This window comes from Phyllobacterium sp. A18/5-2 (assembly GCF_025452215.1).
Lineage (GTDB): Bacteria > Pseudomonadota > Alphaproteobacteria > Rhizobiales > Rhizobiaceae > Phyllobacterium > Phyllobacterium sophorae.
Genome location: NZ_CP104968.1, coordinates 451,506 through 472,915, shown reverse-complemented (window position 1 = coordinate 472,915; position 21,410 = coordinate 451,506). Strand labels below are relative to the sequence as shown.

Annotated in this window: 18 protein-coding genes and 4 pseudogenes; 12 read left to right on the top strand and 10 right to left on the bottom strand. The window is 57.7% G+C overall.

Features of this window, described 5'->3' with window-relative positions:
- Nucleotides 1-212 precede the first annotated feature (212 nt).
- Both N8E89_RS28655 and N8E89_RS28650 read right to left on the bottom strand, forming a co-directional pair.
- Nucleotides 213-918, bottom strand: a pseudogene (locus N8E89_RS28655) (histidine kinase dimerization/phosphoacceptor domain -containing protein); the annotation flags it as partial.
- Nucleotides 919-1,215: 297 nt separating this feature from the next.
- Nucleotides 1,216-1,407 carry a CsbD family protein gene (locus N8E89_RS28650; protein WP_262263506.1) on the bottom strand — a complete coding sequence of 64 codons (192 nt, stop codon included), beginning with the start codon at nucleotides 1,405-1,407 and terminating at the stop codon, nucleotides 1,216-1,218.
- 487 nt (nucleotides 1,408-1,894) lie between these two features.
- On the opposite strand from N8E89_RS28650, the gene N8E89_RS28645 reads away from it, so the two are divergent.
- Entirely contained in the window at nucleotides 1,895-2,992 is a 1,098-nt protein-coding gene (locus N8E89_RS28645; protein WP_262263505.1) for an AI-2E family transporter, read from the top strand.
- An 81-nt stretch (nucleotides 2,993-3,073) separates the two neighbouring features.
- Here the strand turns inward: N8E89_RS28645 and N8E89_RS28640 are convergent, their stop codons facing one another.
- Nucleotides 3,074-4,090: a YihY/virulence factor BrkB family protein gene (locus tag N8E89_RS28640; RefSeq protein ID WP_262263504.1), complete on the bottom strand. Its 1,017-nt coding sequence runs from the start codon at nucleotides 4,088-4,090 to the stop codon at nucleotides 3,074-3,076.
- Between the two features lie 269 nt (nucleotides 4,091-4,359).
- Here N8E89_RS28640 and N8E89_RS28635 point away from each other — a divergent pair, with 269 nt between their 5' ends.
- Complete coding sequence (locus tag N8E89_RS28635) at nucleotides 4,360-4,632, top strand: DUF982 domain-containing protein (protein WP_262263503.1); 273 nt, start codon at nucleotides 4,360-4,362, stop codon at nucleotides 4,630-4,632.
- 228 nt (nucleotides 4,633-4,860) lie between these two features.
- A pseudogene (locus N8E89_RS28630) lies at nucleotides 4,861-5,677 on the top strand (transglutaminase-like domain-containing protein).
- Between the two features lie 135 nt (nucleotides 5,678-5,812).
- On the opposite strand, the gene N8E89_RS28625 reads toward N8E89_RS28630, so the two are convergent.
- A complete protein-coding gene (locus tag N8E89_RS28625; protein WP_262263502.1) occupies nucleotides 5,813-6,688 on the bottom strand; it encodes a PRC-barrel domain-containing protein in 876 nt (291 codons plus the stop codon).
- Nucleotides 6,689-7,049: 361 nt separating this feature from the next.
- Nucleotides 7,050-7,184: a hypothetical protein gene (locus tag N8E89_RS28620; protein WP_262263732.1), complete on the bottom strand. Its 135-nt coding sequence runs from the start codon at nucleotides 7,182-7,184 to the stop codon at nucleotides 7,050-7,052.
- Here N8E89_RS28620 and N8E89_RS28615 point away from each other — a divergent pair.
- Nucleotides 7,123-7,353 (top strand): GlsB/YeaQ/YmgE family stress response membrane protein, encoded by a 231-nt coding sequence (locus tag N8E89_RS28615; RefSeq protein ID WP_262263727.1) that lies wholly within the window; start codon nucleotides 7,123-7,125, stop codon nucleotides 7,351-7,353. The two genes, N8E89_RS28620 and N8E89_RS28615, sit on opposite strands and share 62 nt — an antisense overlap.
- Before the next feature lie 522 nt (nucleotides 7,354-7,875).
- Nucleotides 7,876-8,064 carry a DUF982 domain-containing protein gene (locus N8E89_RS28610; protein ID WP_262263501.1) on the top strand — a complete coding sequence of 63 codons (189 nt, stop codon included), beginning with the start codon at nucleotides 7,876-7,878 and terminating at the stop codon, nucleotides 8,062-8,064.
- Between the two features lie 12 nt (nucleotides 8,065-8,076).
- Here N8E89_RS28610 and N8E89_RS28605 read toward each other — a convergent pair whose 3' ends face one another.
- On the bottom strand, nucleotides 8,077-8,295 hold the full coding sequence (locus tag N8E89_RS28605) for a hypothetical protein (protein WP_262263500.1): 219 nt from the start codon (nucleotides 8,293-8,295) through the stop codon (nucleotides 8,077-8,079).
- A gap of 174 nt (nucleotides 8,296-8,469) precedes the next feature.
- On the opposite strand from N8E89_RS28605, the gene N8E89_RS28600 reads away from it, so the two are divergent.
- Nucleotides 8,470-8,748 (top strand): helix-turn-helix transcriptional regulator, encoded by a 279-nt coding sequence (locus tag N8E89_RS28600; RefSeq protein ID WP_262263498.1) that lies wholly within the window; start codon nucleotides 8,470-8,472, stop codon nucleotides 8,746-8,748.
- A 984-nt stretch (nucleotides 8,749-9,732) separates the two neighbouring features.
- Here the strand turns inward: N8E89_RS28600 and N8E89_RS28595 are convergent.
- From N8E89_RS28595 to N8E89_RS29195, 3 genes and pseudogenes are all read right to left on the bottom strand, one after another.
- Nucleotides 9,733-10,112: pseudogene (locus N8E89_RS28595) on the bottom strand (RidA family protein); the annotation flags it as partial.
- A 61-nt stretch (nucleotides 10,113-10,173) separates the two neighbouring features.
- The gene (locus tag N8E89_RS29200; RefSeq protein WP_315975756.1) at nucleotides 10,174-10,764 is read right to left on the bottom strand and encodes a hypothetical protein; all 591 of its coding nucleotides are present in this window, start codon (nucleotides 10,762-10,764) and stop codon (nucleotides 10,174-10,176) included.
- A gap of 525 nt (nucleotides 10,765-11,289) precedes the next feature.
- Complete coding sequence (locus N8E89_RS29195; RefSeq protein ID WP_315975755.1) at nucleotides 11,290-13,035, bottom strand: ATP-binding protein; 1,746 nt, start codon at nucleotides 13,033-13,035, stop codon at nucleotides 11,290-11,292.
- Nucleotides 13,036-13,331: 296 nt separating this feature from the next.
- On the opposite strand from N8E89_RS29195, the gene N8E89_RS28585 reads away from it, so the two are divergent.
- The 5 genes from N8E89_RS28585 (at nucleotide 13,332) to N8E89_RS28565 (ending at nucleotide 17,315) form a co-directional block, all read left to right on the top strand.
- Nucleotides 13,332-13,748: an organic hydroperoxide resistance protein gene (locus N8E89_RS28585; protein WP_262263497.1), complete on the top strand. Its 417-nt coding sequence runs from the start codon at nucleotides 13,332-13,334 to the stop codon at nucleotides 13,746-13,748.
- A gap of 59 nt (nucleotides 13,749-13,807) precedes the next feature.
- Nucleotides 13,808-14,863 carry an alpha/beta fold hydrolase gene (locus tag N8E89_RS28580; protein ID WP_410010479.1) on the top strand — a complete coding sequence of 352 codons (1,056 nt, stop codon included), beginning with the start codon at nucleotides 13,808-13,810 and terminating at the stop codon, nucleotides 14,861-14,863.
- A 24-nt stretch (nucleotides 14,864-14,887) separates the two neighbouring features.
- Nucleotides 14,888-15,397, top strand: a complete 510-nt coding sequence (locus N8E89_RS28575) for a cytochrome P460 family protein (RefSeq protein WP_262263496.1) — start codon at nucleotides 14,888-14,890, stop codon at nucleotides 15,395-15,397.
- A 176-nt stretch (nucleotides 15,398-15,573) separates the two neighbouring features.
- Nucleotides 15,574-16,344, top strand: a complete 771-nt coding sequence (locus N8E89_RS28570) for an alpha/beta fold hydrolase (protein WP_262263495.1) — start codon at nucleotides 15,574-15,576, stop codon at nucleotides 16,342-16,344.
- A 2-nt stretch (nucleotides 16,345-16,346) separates the two neighbouring features.
- Complete coding sequence (locus tag N8E89_RS28565; protein ID WP_262263494.1) at nucleotides 16,347-17,315, top strand: quinone oxidoreductase family protein; 969 nt, start codon at nucleotides 16,347-16,349, stop codon at nucleotides 17,313-17,315.
- A 127-nt stretch (nucleotides 17,316-17,442) separates the two neighbouring features.
- On the opposite strand, the pseudogene N8E89_RS28560 reads toward N8E89_RS28565, so the two are convergent.
- Nucleotides 17,443-19,038, bottom strand: a pseudogene (locus tag N8E89_RS28560) (ABC-F family ATP-binding cassette domain-containing protein).
- A gap of 397 nt (nucleotides 19,039-19,435) precedes the next feature.
- On the opposite strand from N8E89_RS28560, the gene N8E89_RS28555 reads away from it, so the two are divergent.
- Nucleotides 19,436-20,743, top strand: a complete 1,308-nt coding sequence (locus N8E89_RS28555) for an epoxide hydrolase family protein (protein ID WP_262263493.1) — start codon at nucleotides 19,436-19,438, stop codon at nucleotides 20,741-20,743.
- The last annotated feature ends 667 nt before the right edge of the window (nucleotides 20,744-21,410 follow it).

Below are 21,410 nucleotides of genomic sequence, written 5' to 3'. Positions count from 1 at the left end.
TGCTTTAGCGGTTCGGCGTACCCCTTGACGTGCGCAGATCGCGCCCGGGAAGAGCAGTTAAGTTCGTCCTCTATTTGAGTTCATTCTTGGTATTTGAAGTTTAATTTGTATGAAATGGGCGATCTGATGGGGGTTCGAACACCATTCGGTCTCGTGTGAGCCAGCTGCGAAGAGGTTGCGCAAGGTCCGATGGGAAGAACTGGGCACCTCGTGATGGGATTGCCTTCACCGGTCATCGAGGCCGCCAGGCTGCCGCACAACTTCGTCAGGTAAGAACCGACTTCAATCTGGTCGATACTGTTGGAAGTATGCAGGTGCCTTTGCACCTCGGCCACCGACATAACGCGCTGATGGGCGTCCTGCAGGTGCAGCCGTGTTTTTTCCGACGTGACGGCCCGCGCCTTCAATAGCAAGATGCTGGCAATGATCTGCAGGCTGTTGGCGACGCGGTGCTGCATTTCCTGAAGCAGCACATCCTTCTGGCGGAGCAGCTCTTCAGTTTGCTTAAGAAGGGCATCCTTCTCCCGTTCGATCGTCCGGCGGTCGGTGACATCGGAAAAAGCAAGCAGGATCGTGGAAATGGCATTGTCGTCATAGAGCACGGTCCGAGCGTTTAACAGCATGGTTCTGCGTCCGAGATTGGGAAAATCATGCTCGACCTCGAAGCCATTGCGGCACGTTCGGGAATGATTGTCTCCAACAGGACACGAAGGGCAGGGATATTCCATTGGCCATCCCGAGCGAGTAGAGCAAATGGCCCCGCGTCTGCTCCGGATCAACCTTGAACGTCTCGTAAAAGGAGCGACTGGCGGCCAGCACACGAATTTCACCGTCAAGCACGATAAACGGCTCGGGAATCGTGTTCACGATTGCCGGCGCAAGCTTTTGCGCATCTTCAATGTTTTGCAGGTCCATCATGGCAGGAAGTTGATCCAATCTTGGTCACGCCGCCATGCAGCCGACGTATGGTTCCAAAGATACACCTTCCCTTCACAGATGTCGCGAACCGTTTCGGCTGTGTCGGCGCTAGTGCATGGATCATTGTGGGCCACGATTGAGTCTATGATGCGCTCGTCATTTCGGTTTCACGTTGCACCGAGCTGCGGTCGCTCGATCTGGCCGTCGATCTGGTCGGTGAAGTCACCGATATATTTCAACCTTCGACTTGCTGGCATGGTCCGTTGTCTTCAAGGGTCAGATCATCCAGCTAGGCGATCACGCCTTATCCACGAGCTTTTTCACAGCATCCTTGGCTTTACCCTTGGCCTGCTGTGCCTCGCCCTTGATCTCCTGCATCTTGCCTTTGGCCTGCATTTCCCGGGAACCGGTTGCCTTGCCGGCAGCCTGCTTGATATTGCCGGCTGCCTTATTGGCCATTCCGGAAACTTTGTCGCTTGTGCTACCCATGGTAAACTCCTTGACGGCTCTCATTCACAAAAGCTAAACGGTCAACGTCCCCCTTGGTTCCACCTGGAAATTAGCTCATCCTATTGAAATAGTGTGACAATAGGCGGCCCGTGCCCGGCGAACTGGGCAGGGACATTGTCAATAGCCAACAGGGTCGCTGCGATTTAGCGTCAGAGGCGACGGTCCCGTTGGAACCGCGGTCACGACAGCGCGTTTTAGCAACATCATCGGGAGCATTTCGTTGGCCATCCCGAGATAATATTATGAGAAGAATATTAATCGCCTGAGGCGATGGATGAAGAGAATAAAACAAATACGCTTTCATCCAAGGTTCAATTGTACGACTGGGATCCACCGGTCTGCGACAAGCTTCCCCGGTGACAAAACACCGTAGAACGATGATGAAGGCCTTCATTCTTCACATTGGATCTAGAGGCGGAGCGGCCATTGCAGGTGCCGGGAGGTATCGTGCTTGAGGAGGGCATCGATGAAGAAGTCAATCTTTTCTGGGACTGGTCCTACCAGCAAAGGGACGCCGGTCGACATTTCCGATCTGACAAAAGAAGCTGGACCCTTAAACGCCGATCCGAAGCTTGTCATTTTGACGTGCCTCTTGATTCTCGCGAGTTTGACGGCGGCTTATGTCGCCGCAGAGATCTTGCTGCCAATTATTCTTGCGTTCGTTCTAAAGCTTCTGTTCCAGCCGGCAATGCGGCAACTGGAAAGCCTCCGCGTCCCCCGGCCGGTGGCGGCACTCACGGTCATTCTGACCTTATTTGGCCTTATCGTGGGTCTTGGCGCTGCCGTGTCGGGGCCGGCTTCGTCATGGGCAGGCCGTTTGCCCGACGGTATCGAGAGGCTGCAACAACGTCTTCATTTTCTGAGCAAACCGATCCAGACCTTCCAGAACTTCATGCATCAGATTGATGGCGGTCAAGCCGATGTCGGATTCAATCTGTCCGGTATCCTGCTCCAGGGGACGCAGCACTTCGCAAGCGGGTTGTTCGAGACGATTTTGATCCTGTTCTTTCTTTTGATTTCCGGCGACACCTTCCTGCGGCGAACCGTCGAGATCATTCCCCGTTTCAGCGACAAGCGCCAGATGGTCGCCCTGTCACAGCAGATTGAGCAAGATATTTCTGCTTATCTTGTGACCATCACCATTATGAACGGATTGGTGGGCCTTGCAACCGGAACGGCAATGTGGGCAACGGGCCTGGGCGATCCGATCTTATGGGGTGTTTTAGCTTTTATCCTAAACTACGTGCCGATCCTGGGCCCTTTCGCTGGTGTGGCCATATTCGTATTTGTCGGTCTGCTTGGCATCGATGGAACCTGGACAGCGTTTTTGCCGGCAGGGCTCTATCTGTTCATCCATTTGATCGAAGGCGAAATCGTTACGCCCATGCTGCTCGCCCGGCGTTTCACGCTCAATCCAGTCCTGGTAATTTTGTCGCTGATCTTCTGGTTCTGGATGTGGGGCGTGCCAGGCGCCATCCTCGCCGTTCCCATGTTGGCGATTTTAAAGATCATCTGCGATGAGATTGCTCCGCTGAATTCGATAGGGCATTTTTTGGAAGGGTAGGGCCAACAGGACGAAGTTCACGCTCCGGTTTACGCGCGGCCCAGCACATCTCCGCGGCATGGGAATGCCGCTTTAAGCTATTTAGCGCCTCGTCTCATTAGCAGATTCGCCAAGTGTATCGGCAACCACGGCTCCGCGTTCTCCCATGGGAGCCGGATCTCCGATCGTCGTATCAATCGCGGTTTGATGTTCCAGTTCAGCGTTCAGTTCAGCGCCGAGGATGAGGATGATCACCGAGATCCATGTCCATACCATCAGGCCGGCGACCGCACCGAGCGCGCCATAGGTGGCATTGTAATCCGCAAAATTGGCGAGATAGAATGTAAAGCCCGCCGATGTGATCAGCCACACCAATGTGGAAAGAATGGCTCCCCACGACAGCCAGCGCCATTTGGGTTGCTCGCGGTCTGGCCCGAAGCGGTAAAAGACGGAGACGGCGGCAGCGACAACGACGGCAATTAAGGGCCAGCGGGCCAAGCTAATCAGCACCGCATTCCAACCGTCCAGGCCAAGCAGCACCAACACGTGTGGGATAACACCCAGTGCGGTGATCAGGATAATTCCAAATAACATGCTGCCGAACGTGAAAACAAACGAAACCAGATTAACGCGCACGAAGCTGCGGGTTTCATTCTCGCTATACGCAACGTTTAACGCTTCGAATATTGCCTTAATGCCATTGTTCGCACTCCACAGTGTCACCGAAAGTCCGATGAAGAACCCGAGACTGAGAACTTTCGTATCCTGCGCTGCAAGAGCCTCAAGCTGGGATCGGATCAGGTTGACCGAGTCCGCCGGAAGAATACCGGCGAGGAGCGAGGTGTTACCTGCAACGGTGGCGCGGTCAGCGAGGAAACCGTACACCGACACGAATGCTGTAAGTGCCGGAAACAGCGCGAGCAGCAAATAAAATGTTGCTCCTGCCGCAATCAACATGATCCGGTCTTCCCACAATGAGTCGTACACTCTGTAGAGAATATCCTTCCAACCCTTCATCGGAATTTCAGAAGGCGCATGCGCACGGCGACCGCGGCCTTGCTGCCTTGCGCGCCGCAGTTGCGCCATACTGGCAGTTGACCGTTTGGAAATTGAGGCCATGGTAACTCCCCACCACAAACAATCTTTTCAAATTTCTGAGGGCTTATCAAGGTGCAGGAGCAAGGTTCGACCCTGCTCAGGGGACCATGCCGGCATTTCATTGCGCCGATCCAGCGCGTGGCCCTCAGCTAGGATCTCAGTACAACGGGCATGTCCATTCCGCTTTCTGATTTCAGAGATAAGCAGATAATCGTTAAAGCGCGGAGAAGTTGATTGATCCGCTATTGGCCGCAAAGGGAAAACCCGGTCTTCCATGGAACTTCACATAAATGTCCGCGTTTTTGGGTATGCGCGACTTGCGATTTCCATGCGTTACGATAGAGACTGAATCCCTCGGCGGCACGCGGAACATTTCGTCGGTAGAAGAAGCGGCGGATTTCCTGGCAATGTATTGGCCGATCAAGACAGGCGAGAAGTTTGTTGAGGCGAAGCGGGCCTGCATTGATGCATTGAACGGCAGGATCATGTGCACCGCCGCTCGGTCAGCATTTATCGAAGCTGCCAAGGAAGCCGATATTTACGTCGCGGAAAAGAGGCCCTAATCGGCTTGGCTAAAAAATGTCAATGAGGCCAGGATCGATCTGTCTCTAATGCTGTATGGCTTTGTTATGGAATCTCAGGCAGAGACCTTCTTGCGAGGGAGCTAGGGACCCGACTCTTCGATGGCAGGTTGGCGATAATGTCCGTCCAAAATATCTTGCATTCAAGCGGGAGGAGCATCTGCTATACTTCGCTCGCCCGTATCATTGGAAACCCACGGAGTGCCGCATATGAGATTACATGTCGGGTGTGAGCTGACATTCGAGTTTCCGCAGGAAACACCGCTGATTGCGATATTGAACGTTCACCATTCCCGTGTTGACGATTTGATCGGCGTCGAAACATTCACCACGTCACCCGCTATCCAAGCCAGCGGGTACCACGATCAGTTTGGAAACTGGTGCAATCGGATTGTCGCACCAGCAGGCGCATTCAGCCTCAGCACGAACGCCATAGTGAACGACAGCGGCCGACCTGATCCTGTCGTGCTTGATGCCGTTCAACATTTCGTGCAGGACCTTCCGGACGACACACTCGTCTATCTCATGGGCAGCCGTTATTGCGAAACGGATTTGTTGAGTGACAAAGCTTGGAAGCTCTTCGAACGTAGCCCGCCCGGGTGGCAGCGTGTTCAGGCGGTTTGCAACTAGTTGCATCACCATATCCAGTTTGGATACGAGTTTTCCAATCCGACACGCACGGCTTATGGGGCATTTGGCGAAGGCCGAGGTGTTTGCCGGGATTATACGCATCTCGCCGTTGCGCTTTGTCGATGCCTGAATATCCGACACGATATTGTACCGGATACATTACCGATATCGGTCTGCCGCCCCCTTATGCGGAGATGGACTTTTGTGCCTGGATGGAAGTGTTTCTGGTGGTCAATGGCACGCATTCGATCCGCGCAACAATGCCTCCCGCATCGGGCGTATCGAGGTCGCCCATGGCCGCGACGCTGCAGACGTGCCTTTGACAAATATATTCGGGCCAAACGTTTTGACCAAATTCAAGGTGTGGGCCGACGAGGCAGCCCACACGCTCGCGTAATTGGGCGTTATTGGAGCAGTAGTTGCGTCCAGGTCCCGATCCGAACATCGTCATGAGGCGAAGACTAGAAAAGGACCATGACCCCGGCAAGGATGTTGACGAAAGGGCCTAAACGCCGGCTGTCGGCATCTGACTCTATTCGGCTTCACCGCGAAGCAGAATCTTCTCGCTGTCGGCCTTATATGCCTCTGCCGAATAGGCCGGATGCTTCTCAAGTTCGTCCTTGGTAAACGGCGTAAACACGGAAATTTTTCCATTGTCATCGGCGAGCAGATCGAGGTTTTCAATCGAGATTGCGATCGGCTTTTTGCCTAGTCCAAGAAAGCCACCGACGTCCACGACGAAAGCGTCGACCTGGCCGTCACCTGCCATCAATGTATCTGCCACGCTGCCAAGCTGCTTGTCATCGGGGTCATAGACCGCTGAACCTATCAACTTTTCGGAACTTATCGATGCCGTCGGAACAGCCTTGAGCGCGCTCCTGATGTCCGAAGCGGCCTTGTTCACCGCGCTTTCCGGTTTGATATTCGTTGCGACTCCCGTAGCCTGTCCGTTGGCGGGATCGAATGCCCCGTCCCTGACCAAACTATTGCGATCGAACGTGGGAGCGCCGCCGAGTTCCTCCTTGTTGCTCGCAACGACCAGCCACCGCTTGTTGTCATCGCGAGTCACCCATGTCAATTGATCGAGACTTACGGCAATATCCTTCTGGCCGACGCCAAGGAAGCCGCCGACGCCAATGAGCGCCGCCACCGCATTTCCGTCTGGGCTGAGCACAATATCGGTCACTTCGCCGATCGTGGCAGCGTCGTCTGCCGGACCATTATAAACTGTTTGTCCGACTAGGCCCGATGTGAGGACGAGCCCTTTGGAAGCGACGAGATAGCGATCGTGATCTCGTAGCGCCACCGATGGATGACCAAAAACGTTTAGAGACGTCCTTCCGTCTTGTGCGAAGGCCCCTGTTGTCATCAATGTTATGAGAAAAGTCGTCGTGAATAAGGTTTTCAAAATGGATTGCTCCTGGAAGCGGCACGATGCGTGCAGCCAAGCACAAACGCACAGATTAGCTGTCTGTTCCAGGTTGGCTGTGAAAACGTCGCCGAGTAGCCAATCTATCTCCAGAACAGAAGTGGGTCTTAGCGTTAAATCTCACTGAGTGCCCGGTCTCGCGGATATGAAAGTGGCACATACGCCTTCGACGACGACTGGCCCGGCTCCGTCTCGAAAGCACGCCCATAACGACGTATTGTGGGGCCCAGAGCACGAAGCCGTTCATAACCGATCAATGTCAGCCGTCTGGCGATGGCTTGCCTGCATCCGCCGTCAGAAACGATTTAGCTCGTTCACCTCGCCGTAAACTGGGGCAATTCTACCCACCCAGGCGGCTGTCAATCGTAGCCGTCAGGTTCAATGCAACAAAATGCGCTGGATGGATTGCCGCGATCATCATTGGCGGCGTTGCCGGATGGCTTGCCGAGATGTTCATGAAGAGCAATATGGGCATGATCATGAACATCCTATTGGGCATGATTGGAGCGGTCGTTGCCAACGCCCTTCTCTCGTTTTTTGGGGTCATATTAACAGGCTGGGCAGGCTATCTACTCGCCGGCGTCATAGGCGCATGCATCCTTATCGCTATCGCAAGAATGTTTCGGGGAAACCGAGCGGTATAAATGAACTTCTCCTGTTCGGCCGCGACAAACAAAAGGTAATTTGAATGGCCACGAATCCAACGGAAGCTCGGGAAAAGCCTGAGGACGATCTGGAAGCCCAGATCGCAACGCTATGCAAGGAGCTATCGAACGATCAAAAAGTCACTTGCTGATCAGGGTTATGGTTTCCTGGATCAAGCAAGTTCTGCATATGAAAGCGTTAAAAGAAGCGGTCGAACTGCTGCACGGTTCGTGGGTAATGAGGCGCAGATGGTGACGGACAAGGCTAAAGACAATCCAATCGCAACAATTGCAATCATTTCAGCCATCGCTGGAATTGGTTTGCTGGTCGGATTGAGCCTCCACGGACGTTAGGCTTTGCCCGTCGAGGATCGATCTGGGGCTACGACGACCCGGGGCGCTCTCACGCGCGGTTTGTTTAGAAAAGGATAGCGAATCGCCATCATCGGTTCAATTCTTCGCAGCGGGTTCGTGGCGAGTAGCAGGGATAGTCATGGATCACCACTCTGCGGGTTCAGCACGATGGACTGGCCCATTCATGACGGTGCCAAACTGAAAATCGCGCGGCAAAAATGCTTGGAGGCCCTTGATGGCCGGTTGGCAATTACCGATGCACGAGCGGCGTTTGTCGAGGCGGCGAAAGAAGCCGATATCTTAGTCGATTACCCACTTCTGACGAAAATAGCGCGGATCTATTGTCAGGGCGCTTGAATGCAGCAAGACCTATTTGGCCTTGCCAAACTTGATAGTCTTGTCTTCGGCATCGGCCAGTGCGGTCTTGATAGCGTTGAGGAATTCTTCGGGATTGTCGATGGAGATAATGACGCTCTTGGCTAGCTTGAAGGCGTTGAGGCCCGAAAGCTTGAGGTTTGCGGTCTCTTCTTCGTATCGAATTTCCTGCAGTTCTCTAAGGCGCAGGGCGGTTTCCGGTATTTGGTTCACAACTCCATACTGTCACATATCCTTAAAAAAACGGTCACAATCAACACCATTTCATGAAGCCTTGGTGGCGGAAACAAGGCGGAGCCGCTTTGACGCCATGGTTTTTTCATTCGCCTGACATGCAATTAGTTTATGATTTGCGCATCTAATACGAAACTCGATTGGCAAAGCAAAATGAACACATCAGCAAATCGGTGGACGCCGCATTGGGCGATCCACCCGGGGCAGCATTTGCTTGAATGCATCCAATCTAGTGGCTTGTCACTGGAGGCATTTGTGCGGCGGACGGCGATACCAACAGCGACACTCGACGCCATTATCGCTGGCCGGCATCCGATCACGTACGAAATCGCACTCCGCATTGAGCGATCGCTTGGGATCATGCCGGATCTTTGGTTCGTCCTGCAATCCAAATGGGAACGACATCAGAGCACTTTCCAGGTTTCGGCCTAGTTGCTCGCAACGAACTACCGCTTGGGCGGCACGGAGCGGACTTTCGTGCTGGATTGTAGACTTTTAGGCACCAATCCAAATCGGCAAAAAGAACCGTTATTTATCGGTGTGGAGTTTTAACAGGCCAGATTCAGTCCGGCCCCAGTATTCACAACATGCTTTACCCACGCCATAGTAGGGGTGACTGCAATCGCCCCTAAAGACGAGACGTTCGACAGGAAACCTAACATCATTGGCTTGGATCTGGCCAAGCACATGTTTAACCGATCTTGCCATCCTGAGGCGTGGTATCAACGTTTAAATGGGTTCGACTACATGATGGATTGCTGTTCGCATTTTCGCCGGAAAGGGTCGGGCCATGATCGATCCCTGCGATACCTCCAACAAATAGACCACTTTCTGCGTCTTTCGCTAAGGTGCAGACGTAATCGCGATACATCCAAGCCACGGTTCCACTCCGACGGGCCGATTGGCGATCAAGCTTTCGGACCAACCGTCGCTGCCAGAGGAAATTCGAAAGTCGTGCGCGCTTCATGCCGGGCCCGCCATGGTAGTCACCTAAATCTGCTACCGATTGCAACTCTTAGCCATTAACTTTTGACAGGGGATCGCTCGAAAGAGCGGTTTTGTGGCCCGCTGTGCAGATGTTCTCGATATGTCTGAGAAAGTCGCATAAATACTCCTCTGGAACCGCACCTGAGAAAACCGCATTGAGTTGTTCTGCGGTTCGGTTCCTTTCGAGAGCTTTGACTTGGGGCCTATTCAAGACTCAGTTTGACCGAGCAATTGTGTTGAACCTATTCAAGGCGTTGATCCGGTATGTTGGCTTTTTCAACGTTTGTCCTGAGGGCAGGCGCAAGTGGGCGAAGCCCGCTTGTGGACGTCCCCGATGGAAGGGTTCGGCCTCGGGTTCGTGGCAAACCGTTTCGATGTTGTGCCCGTCCCGGTCAATGACGAACGCTGCATAGTAGTTCGAGTGGTAGTGCGGGCGCAGACCTTTATCTCGAAGTCGAAGCCGGCTAGCCAGCTTACGCCTAGAGCGGTCCAGTTCGGGTAGGGTGTCTTGCTTAAAATCTGTTGCTTGACAGCCATGCGTTCCGAACTGGTTCTCGGGGTCAGTCTGGAACGTCGTCACATCCACGATATCGTCGAACGTGCAGCCTGCCGCATTCCGCGTCGCCTTGAGGTTTTCGAACGCCAACTGGACCTGGCGTTCGAAGTCAGGTTCAACCGTTCCATCGGAAAGGCTGCCGACCTGCCCCGGATACGAACAGGAGATCGCCGGATCGGATAGCGGCGGAATAGCCGTGTTCCTCGTAAAGAGCGTGCCTGTCTGCAGGAAAAATTGCTTCGCGTTGGGTCATTCCCATTGGCGGCTCAGAGTGCCAAGACCACGCTCCACTGGCCAACGGCCCTATCAACTCCCTATTGATTCAGCATCGCCAGCAGGCGTGCGGCTGACTTCAGGTCGGCTGTCTCCAAACCTTCTGCGAACCACTCGAAGACTGGCTGGAGAAGTACTCTGGCGCTCTCACGTTGCCCGCGAGTGGCCAGAAGGTTGGCCAACTCGGTGGCCGTGCGCAGTTCCCATGCTCGCGCGCCTTGGCGGCGACTGAGTTCGAGCGCTCGCTTGAAATACAGTTCCGCCTCGTCGGTGGCGAGTCGCGGCGCTGCGACAACAAGACTGCCGTTGACGCGGAGCAACTCCGGGAGATAGCAGAGTTCCCCAGTGGCCTCGACCATGCGGATTGTCTTTTCGATCAGCGCGAAAGCCTCGGCGTAACGGCCCGTTGCGGCGAAACCTTGAACGAGCGCGATATTGAGCGGCGTGGAGAGCAGCTTGTAGGGCGCAGCATGGAGTTCCGTCAGGCAGCGCTGAAGCCCGTCGACAGTGCTGCTTGCGTCGCCTCGGCGAATGGCGAGTTCCCCCTTGAAGCCGCGCCCCACTGCGAGATAGGGCCCAAGAGAATGAACTTCTGCCTGGGAGAAAAAGGCGATTGATGTAATCTTCTGCACTGTCGCCGTCTCCGACCCAGAGGAAAACCGAGACAGCCCAGATAAGTGCGATGGAGAGCGTCAATGGATGGTCTAGGGTCTCGGCATCCTTGATCGTCTGCAGAGCCTGCTCCACTGCCCGATCCGGATAACCTTGCAGCCAAAGTGTCCTTGCTAGAATCGCACCGGCGAGGATTCTGCCATCGAAGCCGAGATAATTCGTCGTGGTCCGGTCGGAACGCGGCCCATGTCGCAGCGCGGCTTCGAGCGCGGTTTGGGCACGGCCAAGCTCTCCGCTGAGGTGGAGCGAAATCCCCATCAAGGAATGCGCCAACGTAGTGGAGACGGAGTCCTCAAGGGTTCCTGCGATGACGGAACAGCGCTCCGCGTAGTGCAGCGCAGTCCTGAACTCTCCGGTGCGCAGGTGGAACATCTGCAGTGGGCCTAGAATCTGAAGCTGATCGAGCGCGTCGCCAGACTGGTCGGCAATGGCAAAGCTTCTGCTTAATGCCATCTGCGCTGCATCCCTTCCTCCGTGCGTAAACATCAACGATACGCCCAGCGCCGCCTGAAGATGCATCTCCTCCCGCCCCCGCGCGTGCTATTGTCGAGCGCAAGAACCGCCTGAGCCGTCCATCGGTGGCATTCGGTGAGCAAGGACATCGACAGAAAAACCGGAGCTGCAGCGGCGGCGAGCCTGATGCCGATGTCAGAATTGCCGTTGGATCCGAAGCACCATCCCAGAGCCGCACGCACATTGGCCAGGCCAGCAAGGTGAAACGACCGTTGCGTTGCGCTCGACAGGGTCGGCCATTCGGCGCCGACCTCTTCCAGCCAGCGCAGATAATGGGTCGCATGACGTGCGGCCAGGCTCGCAAGCTCGGCATCGTCGACGTCGAGTTGGAGGGCATAAGCCCGCGTCGTGTCGAGCAGGCGGTAACGCATGGTTGCCCCGGCGGGCCTTGTCGCGACCATGGATTTGGCGATTAGGCTGTCAATGGCGGCAAATACATGAGCGTCGTCGACGGTCGCGCTTGTCACGACATCCAGAGCGGCCTCGATCGAAAAATGGCCAATGAACACGGCAAGGCGGCGAAGCAGCCGGCGCTCGAACTCGGACAGAAGGCGGTAGCTCCAGTCGAGAGTGGCCTGAAGGGTTTTCTGGCGCGGCGGCGCGGTGCGTTGCCCCCGCCACAACAGCGTCAGGCGCTCGTCGAGAAGTGCAGCGGTTTTCCGAAGGCCGTAGCTCGCAACCCGTCCGGCCGCCAGTTCGATCGCGAGCGGCACGCCATCAAGCTTCCGGCAAATGCCGGCTACGACTGTGGCATCGGAATCGTCGAGGTCAATCCGGGCGCCGCTCGCCGCAGCGCGCTCCACGAACAGCTGGGTCGCCGGGAAGGTTTGGACGGCGGTCGCGGTGAGTTCCAGATCGCCCGGCGCGCATGCGAGCGGCGCCAGCTTGTACACGTACTCGCCTTCGACCTGAAGAGGTTCGCGGCTCGTCGCCAGAATGTGAACGTGCGGCGCGGCGGCGAAGATGCGGAACGCCAAATCTGCCGCCGCGTCGATCACGTGCTCACAAGTATCGAGGATCAGAAGGATACGCTTGTCCGCAAGGTAGGAGATCAGAGCAGGCGCAGGATCATCGGATTGAAGCGATAAGCCGAGCATCGAGGCTACGGTGGTCGCAACCAGGTTGGGATCGCTCAGTGCCCCGAGATCGACGAAGTGCACAGCGCCGGCGAACGCTTCGATAAGATCGTTCCCCACCGCCACCGCAATGGTGGTCTTGCCGACGCCACCAGTGCCCACGACGGTTACAAAGCGCATGGCAATCAGTTTGTTCGAAAGCGCGATTTTGTCGTTGATGCGCCCGACCATGCGAGTCAGCCTGCTCGGCAGATTGGCATGCGGGTAGCTGGCGGCGATGTCTTCCTGCACGTCTCCTCGACTGCCCGATTGTGACACGGGCGCTACGAAGCTGTAGCCGCGCCCCGTCAAAGTTGCTATATAGCGTGCGCCGTCCCTGCCGTCCCCCAGCGCCTTTCGCAGATTGGCCATATGAAACCGCAGGCTGCCTTCCTCGACAGTGACGTCGGGCCAGACGAAAGCCAACAGGTCCTTCTTGCTGATGATCTCGTTGGGGCGTGAAGCCAAAATTGCGAGGATGTCGAAAGCGCGCGTGCCTAGACCGACGGGAGCGCCTTGCCGCAGTAGCATCCGTTCATTCGTAGCCAATGTGAAAGGACCGAACGTGATCGTGTTGCTCTCGTGTGCCAGTGGCCGTGTCATGACTTCTCTTTCGTTGTGCTGGCGAGCGCTAACATCCCATCACAATGCATAACGGGCGCTTCAGGCGATCTCTCTCTATGTGTTTCCAGGCAGCAGGAAGCCTCGCTGCCGACCGAACCAAGGAAGAAAGATCATGCCCGAATCATCAATTTCGTTCAACTCCTACACTTCCATGGAAAGACAACGGCCGACATCTTGCTGAGTGTGGCGGGCCGCAGTTCGTCACCGAGGATGTTCGGGTCGCTCTGAGGCGGCGTCGCTGATCGACTAATATTATATTGAAAAGGGCTTCAAACATGACGGCCATCGAGAAACTGGTGTACACCGCCAAGGTCCGCACGATCGGCGGCCGGGAAGGAGCGTCCCGCAGTTCCGACGGCAGGCTGGACATCAGACTCTCGACGCCCGGCGGCCTAGGCAGCGGCACCAATCCAGAGCAGCTCTTCGCTGCTGGCTGGTCGGCCTGCTTTGAGAATGCGATGGCAATCGCCGCCCGCAAGATGAACGTCAAGCTGCCCGCCGAGCTGGCGATCGATGCCGAGGTGGACCTGAACGTTGCGGATGACGCCTACTTCCTGCGTGCCCGCCTCAATGTGAGCCTGCCTGGCGTCGATCGCGAAGTTGCCCAGGCTGTCCTGGACGCTGCGCACCAGACCTGCCCCTACTCCAAAGCCACGCGCGGCAACATCGATGTCGCAATCAATCTGGTCTAGCCCGACCATTGTTCGGGCGGGGCCATCTCACTGACAACACGATCAAGGACGGTTTACCTATGGACACGACCAATATCCCCGAAGAAGTCGATCATGGTCGCCGGCTGTTTTTTGGCGCGGCCGCGACCATCGCTGCAGCGCAGCTCATCGGGGTTACCGCTGCCGGTGCGCAGGCGGGCGGATCCGGCAGGCGCGCGCCATCTGCCGCAGCGAGTGCCTTGTTCGCTTCGCTGAAGCAGATCGACGCCGGCGTCATTAACGTTGGGTATGTGGAGACCGGGCCTGCCGACGGGCCGGCGGTCATCCTGCTGCATGGCTGGCCCTACGACATCCACAGCTTCACCGATGTCGCTCCATTGCTGGCATCGGCCGGCTTTCGCGTGATCGCCCCCTATCTGCGCGGCCACGGTACGACGAGTTTCCTCTCTAGCGATACGTTCCGCAACGGTCAGCCCTCTGCGGTGGCGCTCGACACCGTCGCTATGATGGACGCGTTGAAGATCCAAAAAGCGATCCTCGCCGGCTATGATTGGGGCGCGCGCTCGGCCAACGTCATTGCAGCGCTGTGGCCGGACCGCTGCAAGGCCATGGTCTCGGTTAGCGGCTACCTGATCGGCAGTCCCGAAGCCGGTAAGATGCCCTTGCCACCGAAGGCGGAGCTGCAGTGGTGGTACCAGTATTATTTCGCGACTGAGCGCGGCCGGGCCGGCTATGACAAATATCGGCACGATTTTGCCAGGCTGATCTGGGAGCTTGCCTCGCCAAAATGGGATTTCGACGACGAGACGTTTATGCGCAGCGTCGCGGCGTTGGACAATCCCGATCACGTCAGCATCGTGATCCACAACTATCGCTGGCGTCTCGGACTGGCCGAGGGCGAACCGAAATATGACGAGTTGGAAAAGCGGCTGGCCGGATTTCCCGCCATCACCGTGCCGACCATCACCATGGAAGGCGATGCAAATGGCGCGCCGCATCCTGATCCTGAAGCCTATGCCAAGAAGTTTTCCGGTAAATACGAACACCGGCTGATCACGGGGGGCATCGGGCACAATCTGCCACAGGAAGCGCCGCAAGACTTTGCTCAGGCAGTCATCGATGTCGATCGCTTCTGAGCGTCAGCAGAACGGAGCTATCCGATGAGACCGTCACACGTCCTGCTCTACGGGGTCGCCCTGGCATCCGTTGCAATGGCCGCGGCGCTGGGAGCCGAAAGCAGTGCGATTACGAAGAATGCATCGCCTATCTTCGGCGTCACGATTCCCGAGGGATATCGGCAATGGGAACTGATAGCGCCCGCCTTGGAGGCAGAGCCCTTGAACGAGCTTCGCGCGGTTCTGGGGAACGCTGTGGCGATCGAGGCGTACCGAGAAGGGACGCTTCCGTTCCCCGACGGAACCGTTCTTGCAAAGCTTGCCTGGAAGCACGTCCAGTCGCCCGATTTCGAACCCGCCTCCATTCCGGGCGCCGCCACAACGGTTCAGGTCATGGTCAAGGACTCGGTAAAGTACGCCGAGACCGGCGGTTGGGGGTTCGGTCGATTTGTCGGCGGCAAGCCGGTCGATGAGGCGCAGCATCAGACCTGCTTCGCGTGCCACGAAGCCCGCGTGAAAGGACATGATTTCGTTTTCACGCGGTTCGCACCTTAGCGGATCGGAACGGATATCCACGGTCGGGAATCGGTCGAGAAGGAGCAAACCATGACGCAACGATGGCTCATCACCGGCGGAAGGTCAGACGACTGATCGATCTGTGGACAGTCCAAAGCTTTCTGGCGGCCGACAGCCGTCCGTACAGATTCAGAAACTTTCAAAGGAAATGTCAGATGAAGAAATTGTTGGCAGGATTGGCAATAGCCGGAACCCTATTCAGCAACGCATACGCGCAAACGGACAAACCCACCATCGTCCTGGTTCATGGCGCGTTCGCCGACGCATCGAGTTGGAACGGTGTCATCGACATCCTCGAGAATGACGGTTATCCCGTCGTAGCCGTCGCCAATCCCTTGCGAGGCGTCCGAAATGACGCCGAGTACGTCGCCGATATCCTTTCGAGTATTGAATCGCCTATCGTCCTGGTCGGGCATTCCTATGGCGGCTCGGTCATCAGCGAAGCCGCCAGCGACAATGCCAAGGTCAAGGCGCTGGTCTATGTCTCGGCATTTGCCCCAGAAGCCGGTGAAACGGCTGCCGGACTGGCGGGCAAGTTTCCCGGCAGCACGCTCGGTCCGGCCATTGCTCCGCCGGTTTCACTTTCAGGCGGCGGCAAGGATCTCTACATCCGGCAGGACAAGTTTCACGACCAGTTCGCAGCGGACGTTTCCGATACCGAGGCCAAGCTTATGGCCGCAACGCAGCGGCCCATCACCGAAGCGGCGCTGAACGAGGCCCGGACCGGGGCGGCTTGGAAGAACATACCGTCGTGGTTCATCTACGGCGACGAGGACAAGAACATTCCGCCGCAAGCGCTCGCATTCATGGCCCATCGAGCGCACGCCCGCGAGACCGTCGTGGTCAAGGGAGCCTCGCATGTGGTGATGGTTTCAGATCCAGCGCCTGTCGCGAAGATGATCGAGAACGCGGCCGTGGGGGAATAGAGATGAAGACGATCGTGATGGCCCGCCAGGGCGGGCCGGACGTCATGGAGTTGGTCGAGCAGTCCGAGCCCGTCGCGGGCCCCGGGGAAGTGCTGGTGGAGATCGCCGCCGCCGGCGTGAACTTCATGGATACGGGTGTGCGGCGGGGCCTCGCCTGGACCGAGATGCCGAATCCGAAGGTTCTGGGCGTGGAAGGCGCTGGCCGGGTACTCGCCAAAGGCGACGGTGTCGACCGCATCGCCCCGGGCGACCGGGTCGCCTGGGTCTACGCACCGGGGAGTTATGCCGAGCGTGCGGTGATCCCCGCGGATGCGCTCGTGCCGGTGCCGGATGCGATAGACGACCGCACGGCCGCCGCCGTGATGATGCAGGGGCTCACCGCCAGTCATTTCGCGACCGACTTCTACCCCGTCCGGCCGGGCGACTTGGCGCTCGTGCATGCGGCGGCCGGCGGCCTCGGCCTGCTGCTTACCCAGATCATCAAGCTGAGAGGCGGCGATGTGATCGGTCGTGTCTCCTCGAGGGACAAGGTGGCAATCGCCAAGGAAGCCGGCGCCGACCATGTGATCGTGGATGTCGAGGGAGAGTTCGCACAGCAGGTGCTTCGCCTGTCCGGTGACGAAGGCGTCAACGTGGTGTATGACGGCTCGGGGCCGAAGACCTTTCAAGGATCGCTCGACTCGTTGCGCCGTTCCGGCACCTTCTGCTGGTACGGCCCGGTGCTGGGCGGTCCCGGTCCGCTCGACATCATGAGCCTGCCGAAGAGCATCAAGGTCGGTTACGCCACTTTCTTCGATCACATCCACACACCGGCGCTGTTTCGCGCTCGCACCGGACAACTGTTCGACTGGATCGCGAAGGGAGACCTGAGGGTCCGGATCGGCGGCATCTATCCCCTTGCCGAGGCGGCGCGCGCCCATACCGACATGGAGAGCAGGGCAACGACCGGCAAGCTGCTGCTTATCCCTTGATTGGTCTGCCTGTCGTGCGAAGCGTTGGAGCGCGTTGCCCGGCAATCGCGAACCTTACGCAGAACAATTCGTGGTTAGATGGAACCCATGAATTGCTCTGGCCGTAACGTTCTGTGACGTTATCTCGTCATCGGCGGGCGAGGTCTGCGAGGTTCAGTCGTCGGTCCACGCCGATATTGGCAAGAAACCTCTCGTCGTGGCTGACCATCAGAAGCGCGCCATCATAGGCCATCAGACCAGCCTCGATAGCCTCGATCGAGTTCTAGGTCCAGATGGTTGGTCGGCTCGTCGAGGATGAGCAGTTGCGGCGGCCGCGGCCCGCCCAGCACGCATGCGAGGCCGGCGCGGAGCATTTGCCCGCCGCTTAGCGTGCCAACCGTCTGCAAAGCCGTGTCGGCCCGGAACAGGAAACCGGCGAGAATCGACCGGCATGCGTTCTCGTTGGCCTCGGAGTTCAACCGCTTGAAGTTTTCGAGGATCGATGTTTCGGGATCCAGAATGCTCATGCGTTGGTCGAGCACGGCGAAATCCACCGTGACGGACACCGTCCCAAGCAGGGGTTTCATCTGGCCGGCGATCAGTTTCAGCAGGGTCGTCTTGCCAGATCCGTTCGGGCCCATGACGGCTACGCGCTCCGGACCCGCCATGGACAACGAGAGGTGACGGATAAGCGGACGGCCGGCCTGATAGCCTGCCGTCACGCCTTCCAGCCTCAGGACCTGCCTGCTGGCGGGGAGCCCGGTGGGCGGCAGGACGACCGACAGCCTCTGCAGGATGTCGATACGCGCCCGCGCCTCCGCTGCCGCCTCCAGCGCCGCCGTCCCTTGGCGCGCTGCCAGTTTCGCACTCTCCCCCGGCTTGCTTCGGCGTTGCTCTTCCTCGCGCCCGCGAGGATGCGCGGCATATCCCCTCGCGCAGCATTGCGAGTTCCGGCGGAGTCACGACGGTCCTGCCGCTCGGTTGCGATCCGGGCCTTACGTCTGACCTCCACGACTTTCTTTTCCGCACGCGCCAGATCGTGCTCTACCGCTTCCAGCTCTATCGACTTGCGTTCCCGGTAGCGGCTCCAGTTGCCCCCATAGCGCGCAGCGCCGCGCGAAGTCAGTTCGACGATCGCATCCACATGCTCCAGGACTTCGCGGTCATGGCTGACGACGATCGCGCCCCCGCGCCAACCGGCGACAAGCTCGACCACGGCCTCTCGCCCAGCACGGTCGAGATTGTTCGTGGGCTCATCCAGCAACAGGAAGTCCGGCTTCGTAAAGGTGACCGCAGCCACGCTTGCCCGTGTCCTCTGGCCGCCCGATAGCTCCACCAGACGGGTAGCCGGACTGACTTGCAATCCCACACCGGCGAGCGCCGCCGCGACACGGTCCTCGACCGTCCAGTCGGCGTCGGCAAGTTCGTCGATGCTGGCATCGCCGGCCTCTGCACGGCGCAGCGTCACCAATGATTCCGTGACGCCGAACAGGTCGGCCACGGTCTCTCCAGGAGAGACCTGAACCATCTGCCTCAGCAAGCCAAGCGTCCCGTTCACCGAGACGCTGCCGGCTTGCGGCTGGAGCTCGCCCGCGACGAGTTTCAGGAGCGTGGACTTGCCGACGCCGTTCCTTCCGACTAGGCCCGCGCGCTTATGGTCAAAGCTGAGATCGAGATCGGAAAAGAGTCTGCGGCCGTCCGGTGTCGACCAGGCCAAGCGAGACAGCGTGATTGAAGACATGATGGAACCTTGCTGAATTCGATTATGGGCCGCCGCGTAGGACCGCCGAAGCCGATCCTGCGCTTATGGGCAGGCTGCGGGAAATGCCCGTTATGGCTTGTGAAATCCTGTTAGCAGATGTTCGTGTCCGCGGATTGGGAAGAGCACTGCGGGCATGTATACGAGATGTGTCTGGCGTTTCCACCGCCGCAGGCTGCCGTGTTTGACAGCAGGCTGTTTCGACCCGTTGGCGTCGATTGGTGCATTGCCGCACCGGATCTAACCACGTCCTTTCGTAGGCTATGAACCGATAACAACCCATAACGGGTGTTTCCCCGCAGCCCCTGCTTCAATGCAGGAGCTCACAAGAGGCTTTGCTTCCGGACCTTGTCCACATGCGCCTCCAACCAGGAGAACATTCATGTCTGCGTTTTCGCCATCGCCCACCCGGCGCCGTTTTCTTGCGACGTCCGCTCTTGTTACGTCAGCGAGTATTCTTGCCGCTGGAGGCGCCATGGGCTTGCTGCCAGTCCGGCAAGCCGCGGCGTCCGAAGGCGATGCCATCCGTCCGTTCCATGTCAACATCCCGGAAGAAGATCTCGTGGACCTGCGTCGACGCGTGTTGGCGACACGGTGGCCCGCCAAGGAAACCGTCGCCGACCAGTCCCAGGGCGTCCAACTCGCCAAGCTACAGGAACTCGTCCGATACTGGGGGACGGACTATGACTGGCGCAAGGCCGAGGCGAAGCTCAACGCGCTGCCGCAGTTCGTGACCGAGATCGACGGCCTCGACATTCACTTCATCCACGTCCGCTCCAGGCACCCGAAAGCTTTGCCGCTGATCATAACCCATGGCTGGCCGGGCTCCGTTCTCGAACTCCTGAAGGCCATAGGTCCGCTTACCGATCCCACGGCCCACGGCGGAAGTGCGAAGGACGCCTTCGATGTCGTCATACCTTCGATGCCCGGTTACGGCTTCTCCGAACAGCCGACGGAACCTGGCTGGAATGCCGACCGAATTGCGCTCGCCTGGGACATACTGATGACGCGTCTCGGATACGAGCACTATGTATCTCAAGGCGGCGACTGGGGTTCGGTTGTTTCGGACAAGATGGCGCGTCAGAACTTGAAGGGTCTGCTTGGTATCCACATTAACATGCCTGCAACGATACCACCCGATGTCGCGAAGGCCATGAACGCAGGCGAACCGGCGCCAGCCGGACTCACCGAGGAGGAAAGGACCGCATACGATTCACTCAGCACTTTCTTCACCAAGAACGGCGCCTACGGCACGATGATGACAACTCGGCCGCAGACCGTCGGCTACGGCCTGACTGACTCGCCCGCTGGCCTCGCTGCCTGGATGTACGACAAGTTCAACCAATGGACCTATAGCGGCGGCGATGCCGAGCGGTCGCTCACCAAGGACGAGATGCTAGACGACATCACGCTCTATTGGCTGACGAACAGCGCGATCTCGTCGGCGCAGCTCTACTGGGAGAACAACGCTAACAACTTCAATGCAGTGGACATCTCCATACCCGCAGCGGTAACGGTGTTTCCAGGCGAGATATATCGCGCCCCAAGAAGCTGGACCGAGAAGAGCTATCACAACCTCATCTACTTCAATCAGGTCGAAAAGGGTGGCCACTTTGCTGCCTGGGAAGAACCGGAACTCTTCGCATCCGAGCTCCGCGAGGCGTTCAGATCGCTCCGCCCTCAGATGTGAGGCGCCTAGATGAATATTTGGCGTGACCAGCATAGTTTTCGCCGCCCCCTGTTCTGGCTCCTTGCCCCCGTTATGGGGGCTCTTGCCGGCGTCGTTTACTCGCTGATTTTCAATGTCGATACCGCTCACTCAGCAATACGTGGAGCGTTTATAGGAACCCCGATAATTCTATACGAGCGTGGCGCCCTCTTCAGTAGATGGCGCAACGTAATTCGAGAAGCGGCAACACCAGTCTTCGTACTTGCCACAATCGCGAGCTACGGGCTGATGATTGTGATTGGCAACACTGCTGCTGGCACCGCTCTTCACCATTTGTTCGGGTATATGCGGACCGCACGGGAAGCTATGGTAATGTCGGACTCGGGTCTACTATATTCGCTAGCCGTATCCGCGGTGGTCGCGTTCGTGTTCCGCATAAGTGACCTTATAGGGCCAAGCCTTTTCGTCAGCTTGCTGCTCGGCCGTTATCACCGTCCCACCAAGGAGGAACGCATCTTTCTGTTCCTTGATGTCTCCGGCTCCACGCACTTTGCGGACCAATATGGTGATCTGGAGACCCAAGCCTACCTAGGTCAGATATTCAACGCACTCGCAGCGCCCGTTCGACGAACCCAAGGTTCAATCGACGATTATATAGGAGATATGGCGATGGTCACATGGCCCATGC

Bases quoted from the DNA above. Each gene is read 5' to 3' on its own strand.
- N8E89_RS28650 (WP_262263506.1), bottom strand. From the start codon at position 1,407: ATGGGTAGCACAAGCGACAAAGTTTCCGGAATGGCCAATAAGGCAGCC.
- N8E89_RS28645 (WP_262263505.1), top strand. From the start codon at position 1,895: ATGAAGAAGTCAATCTTTTCTGGGACTGGTCCTACCAGCAAAGGGACG.
- N8E89_RS28640 (WP_262263504.1), bottom strand. From the start codon at position 4,090: ATGGCCTCAATTTCCAAACGGTCAACTGCCAGTATGGCGCAACTGCGG.
- N8E89_RS28635 (WP_262263503.1), top strand. From the start codon at position 4,360: ATGTCCGCGTTTTTGGGTATGCGCGACTTGCGATTTCCATGCGTTACG.
- N8E89_RS28620 (WP_262263732.1), bottom strand. From the start codon at position 7,184: ATGCCCATATTGCTCTTCATGAACATCTCGGCAAGCCATCCGGCAACG.
- N8E89_RS28610 (WP_262263501.1), top strand. From the start codon at position 7,876: ATGGACTGGCCCATTCATGACGGTGCCAAACTGAAAATCGCGCGGCAA.
- N8E89_RS28600 (WP_262263498.1), top strand. From the start codon at position 8,470: ATGAACACATCAGCAAATCGGTGGACGCCGCATTGGGCGATCCACCCG.
- N8E89_RS29195 (WP_315975755.1), bottom strand. From the start codon at position 13,035: ATGACACGGCCACTGGCACACGAGAGCAACACGATCACGTTCGGTCCT.
- N8E89_RS28585 (WP_262263497.1), top strand. From the start codon at position 13,332: ATGACGGCCATCGAGAAACTGGTGTACACCGCCAAGGTCCGCACGATC.
- N8E89_RS28580 (WP_410010479.1), top strand. From the start codon at position 13,808: ATGGACACGACCAATATCCCCGAAGAAGTCGATCATGGTCGCCGGCTG.
- N8E89_RS28575 (WP_262263496.1), top strand. From the start codon at position 14,888: ATGAGACCGTCACACGTCCTGCTCTACGGGGTCGCCCTGGCATCCGTT.
- N8E89_RS28570 (WP_262263495.1), top strand. From the start codon at position 15,574: ATGAAGAAATTGTTGGCAGGATTGGCAATAGCCGGAACCCTATTCAGC.
- N8E89_RS28565 (WP_262263494.1), top strand. From the start codon at position 16,347: ATGAAGACGATCGTGATGGCCCGCCAGGGCGGGCCGGACGTCATGGAG.
- N8E89_RS28555 (WP_262263493.1), top strand. From the start codon at position 19,436: ATGTCTGCGTTTTCGCCATCGCCCACCCGGCGCCGTTTTCTTGCGACG.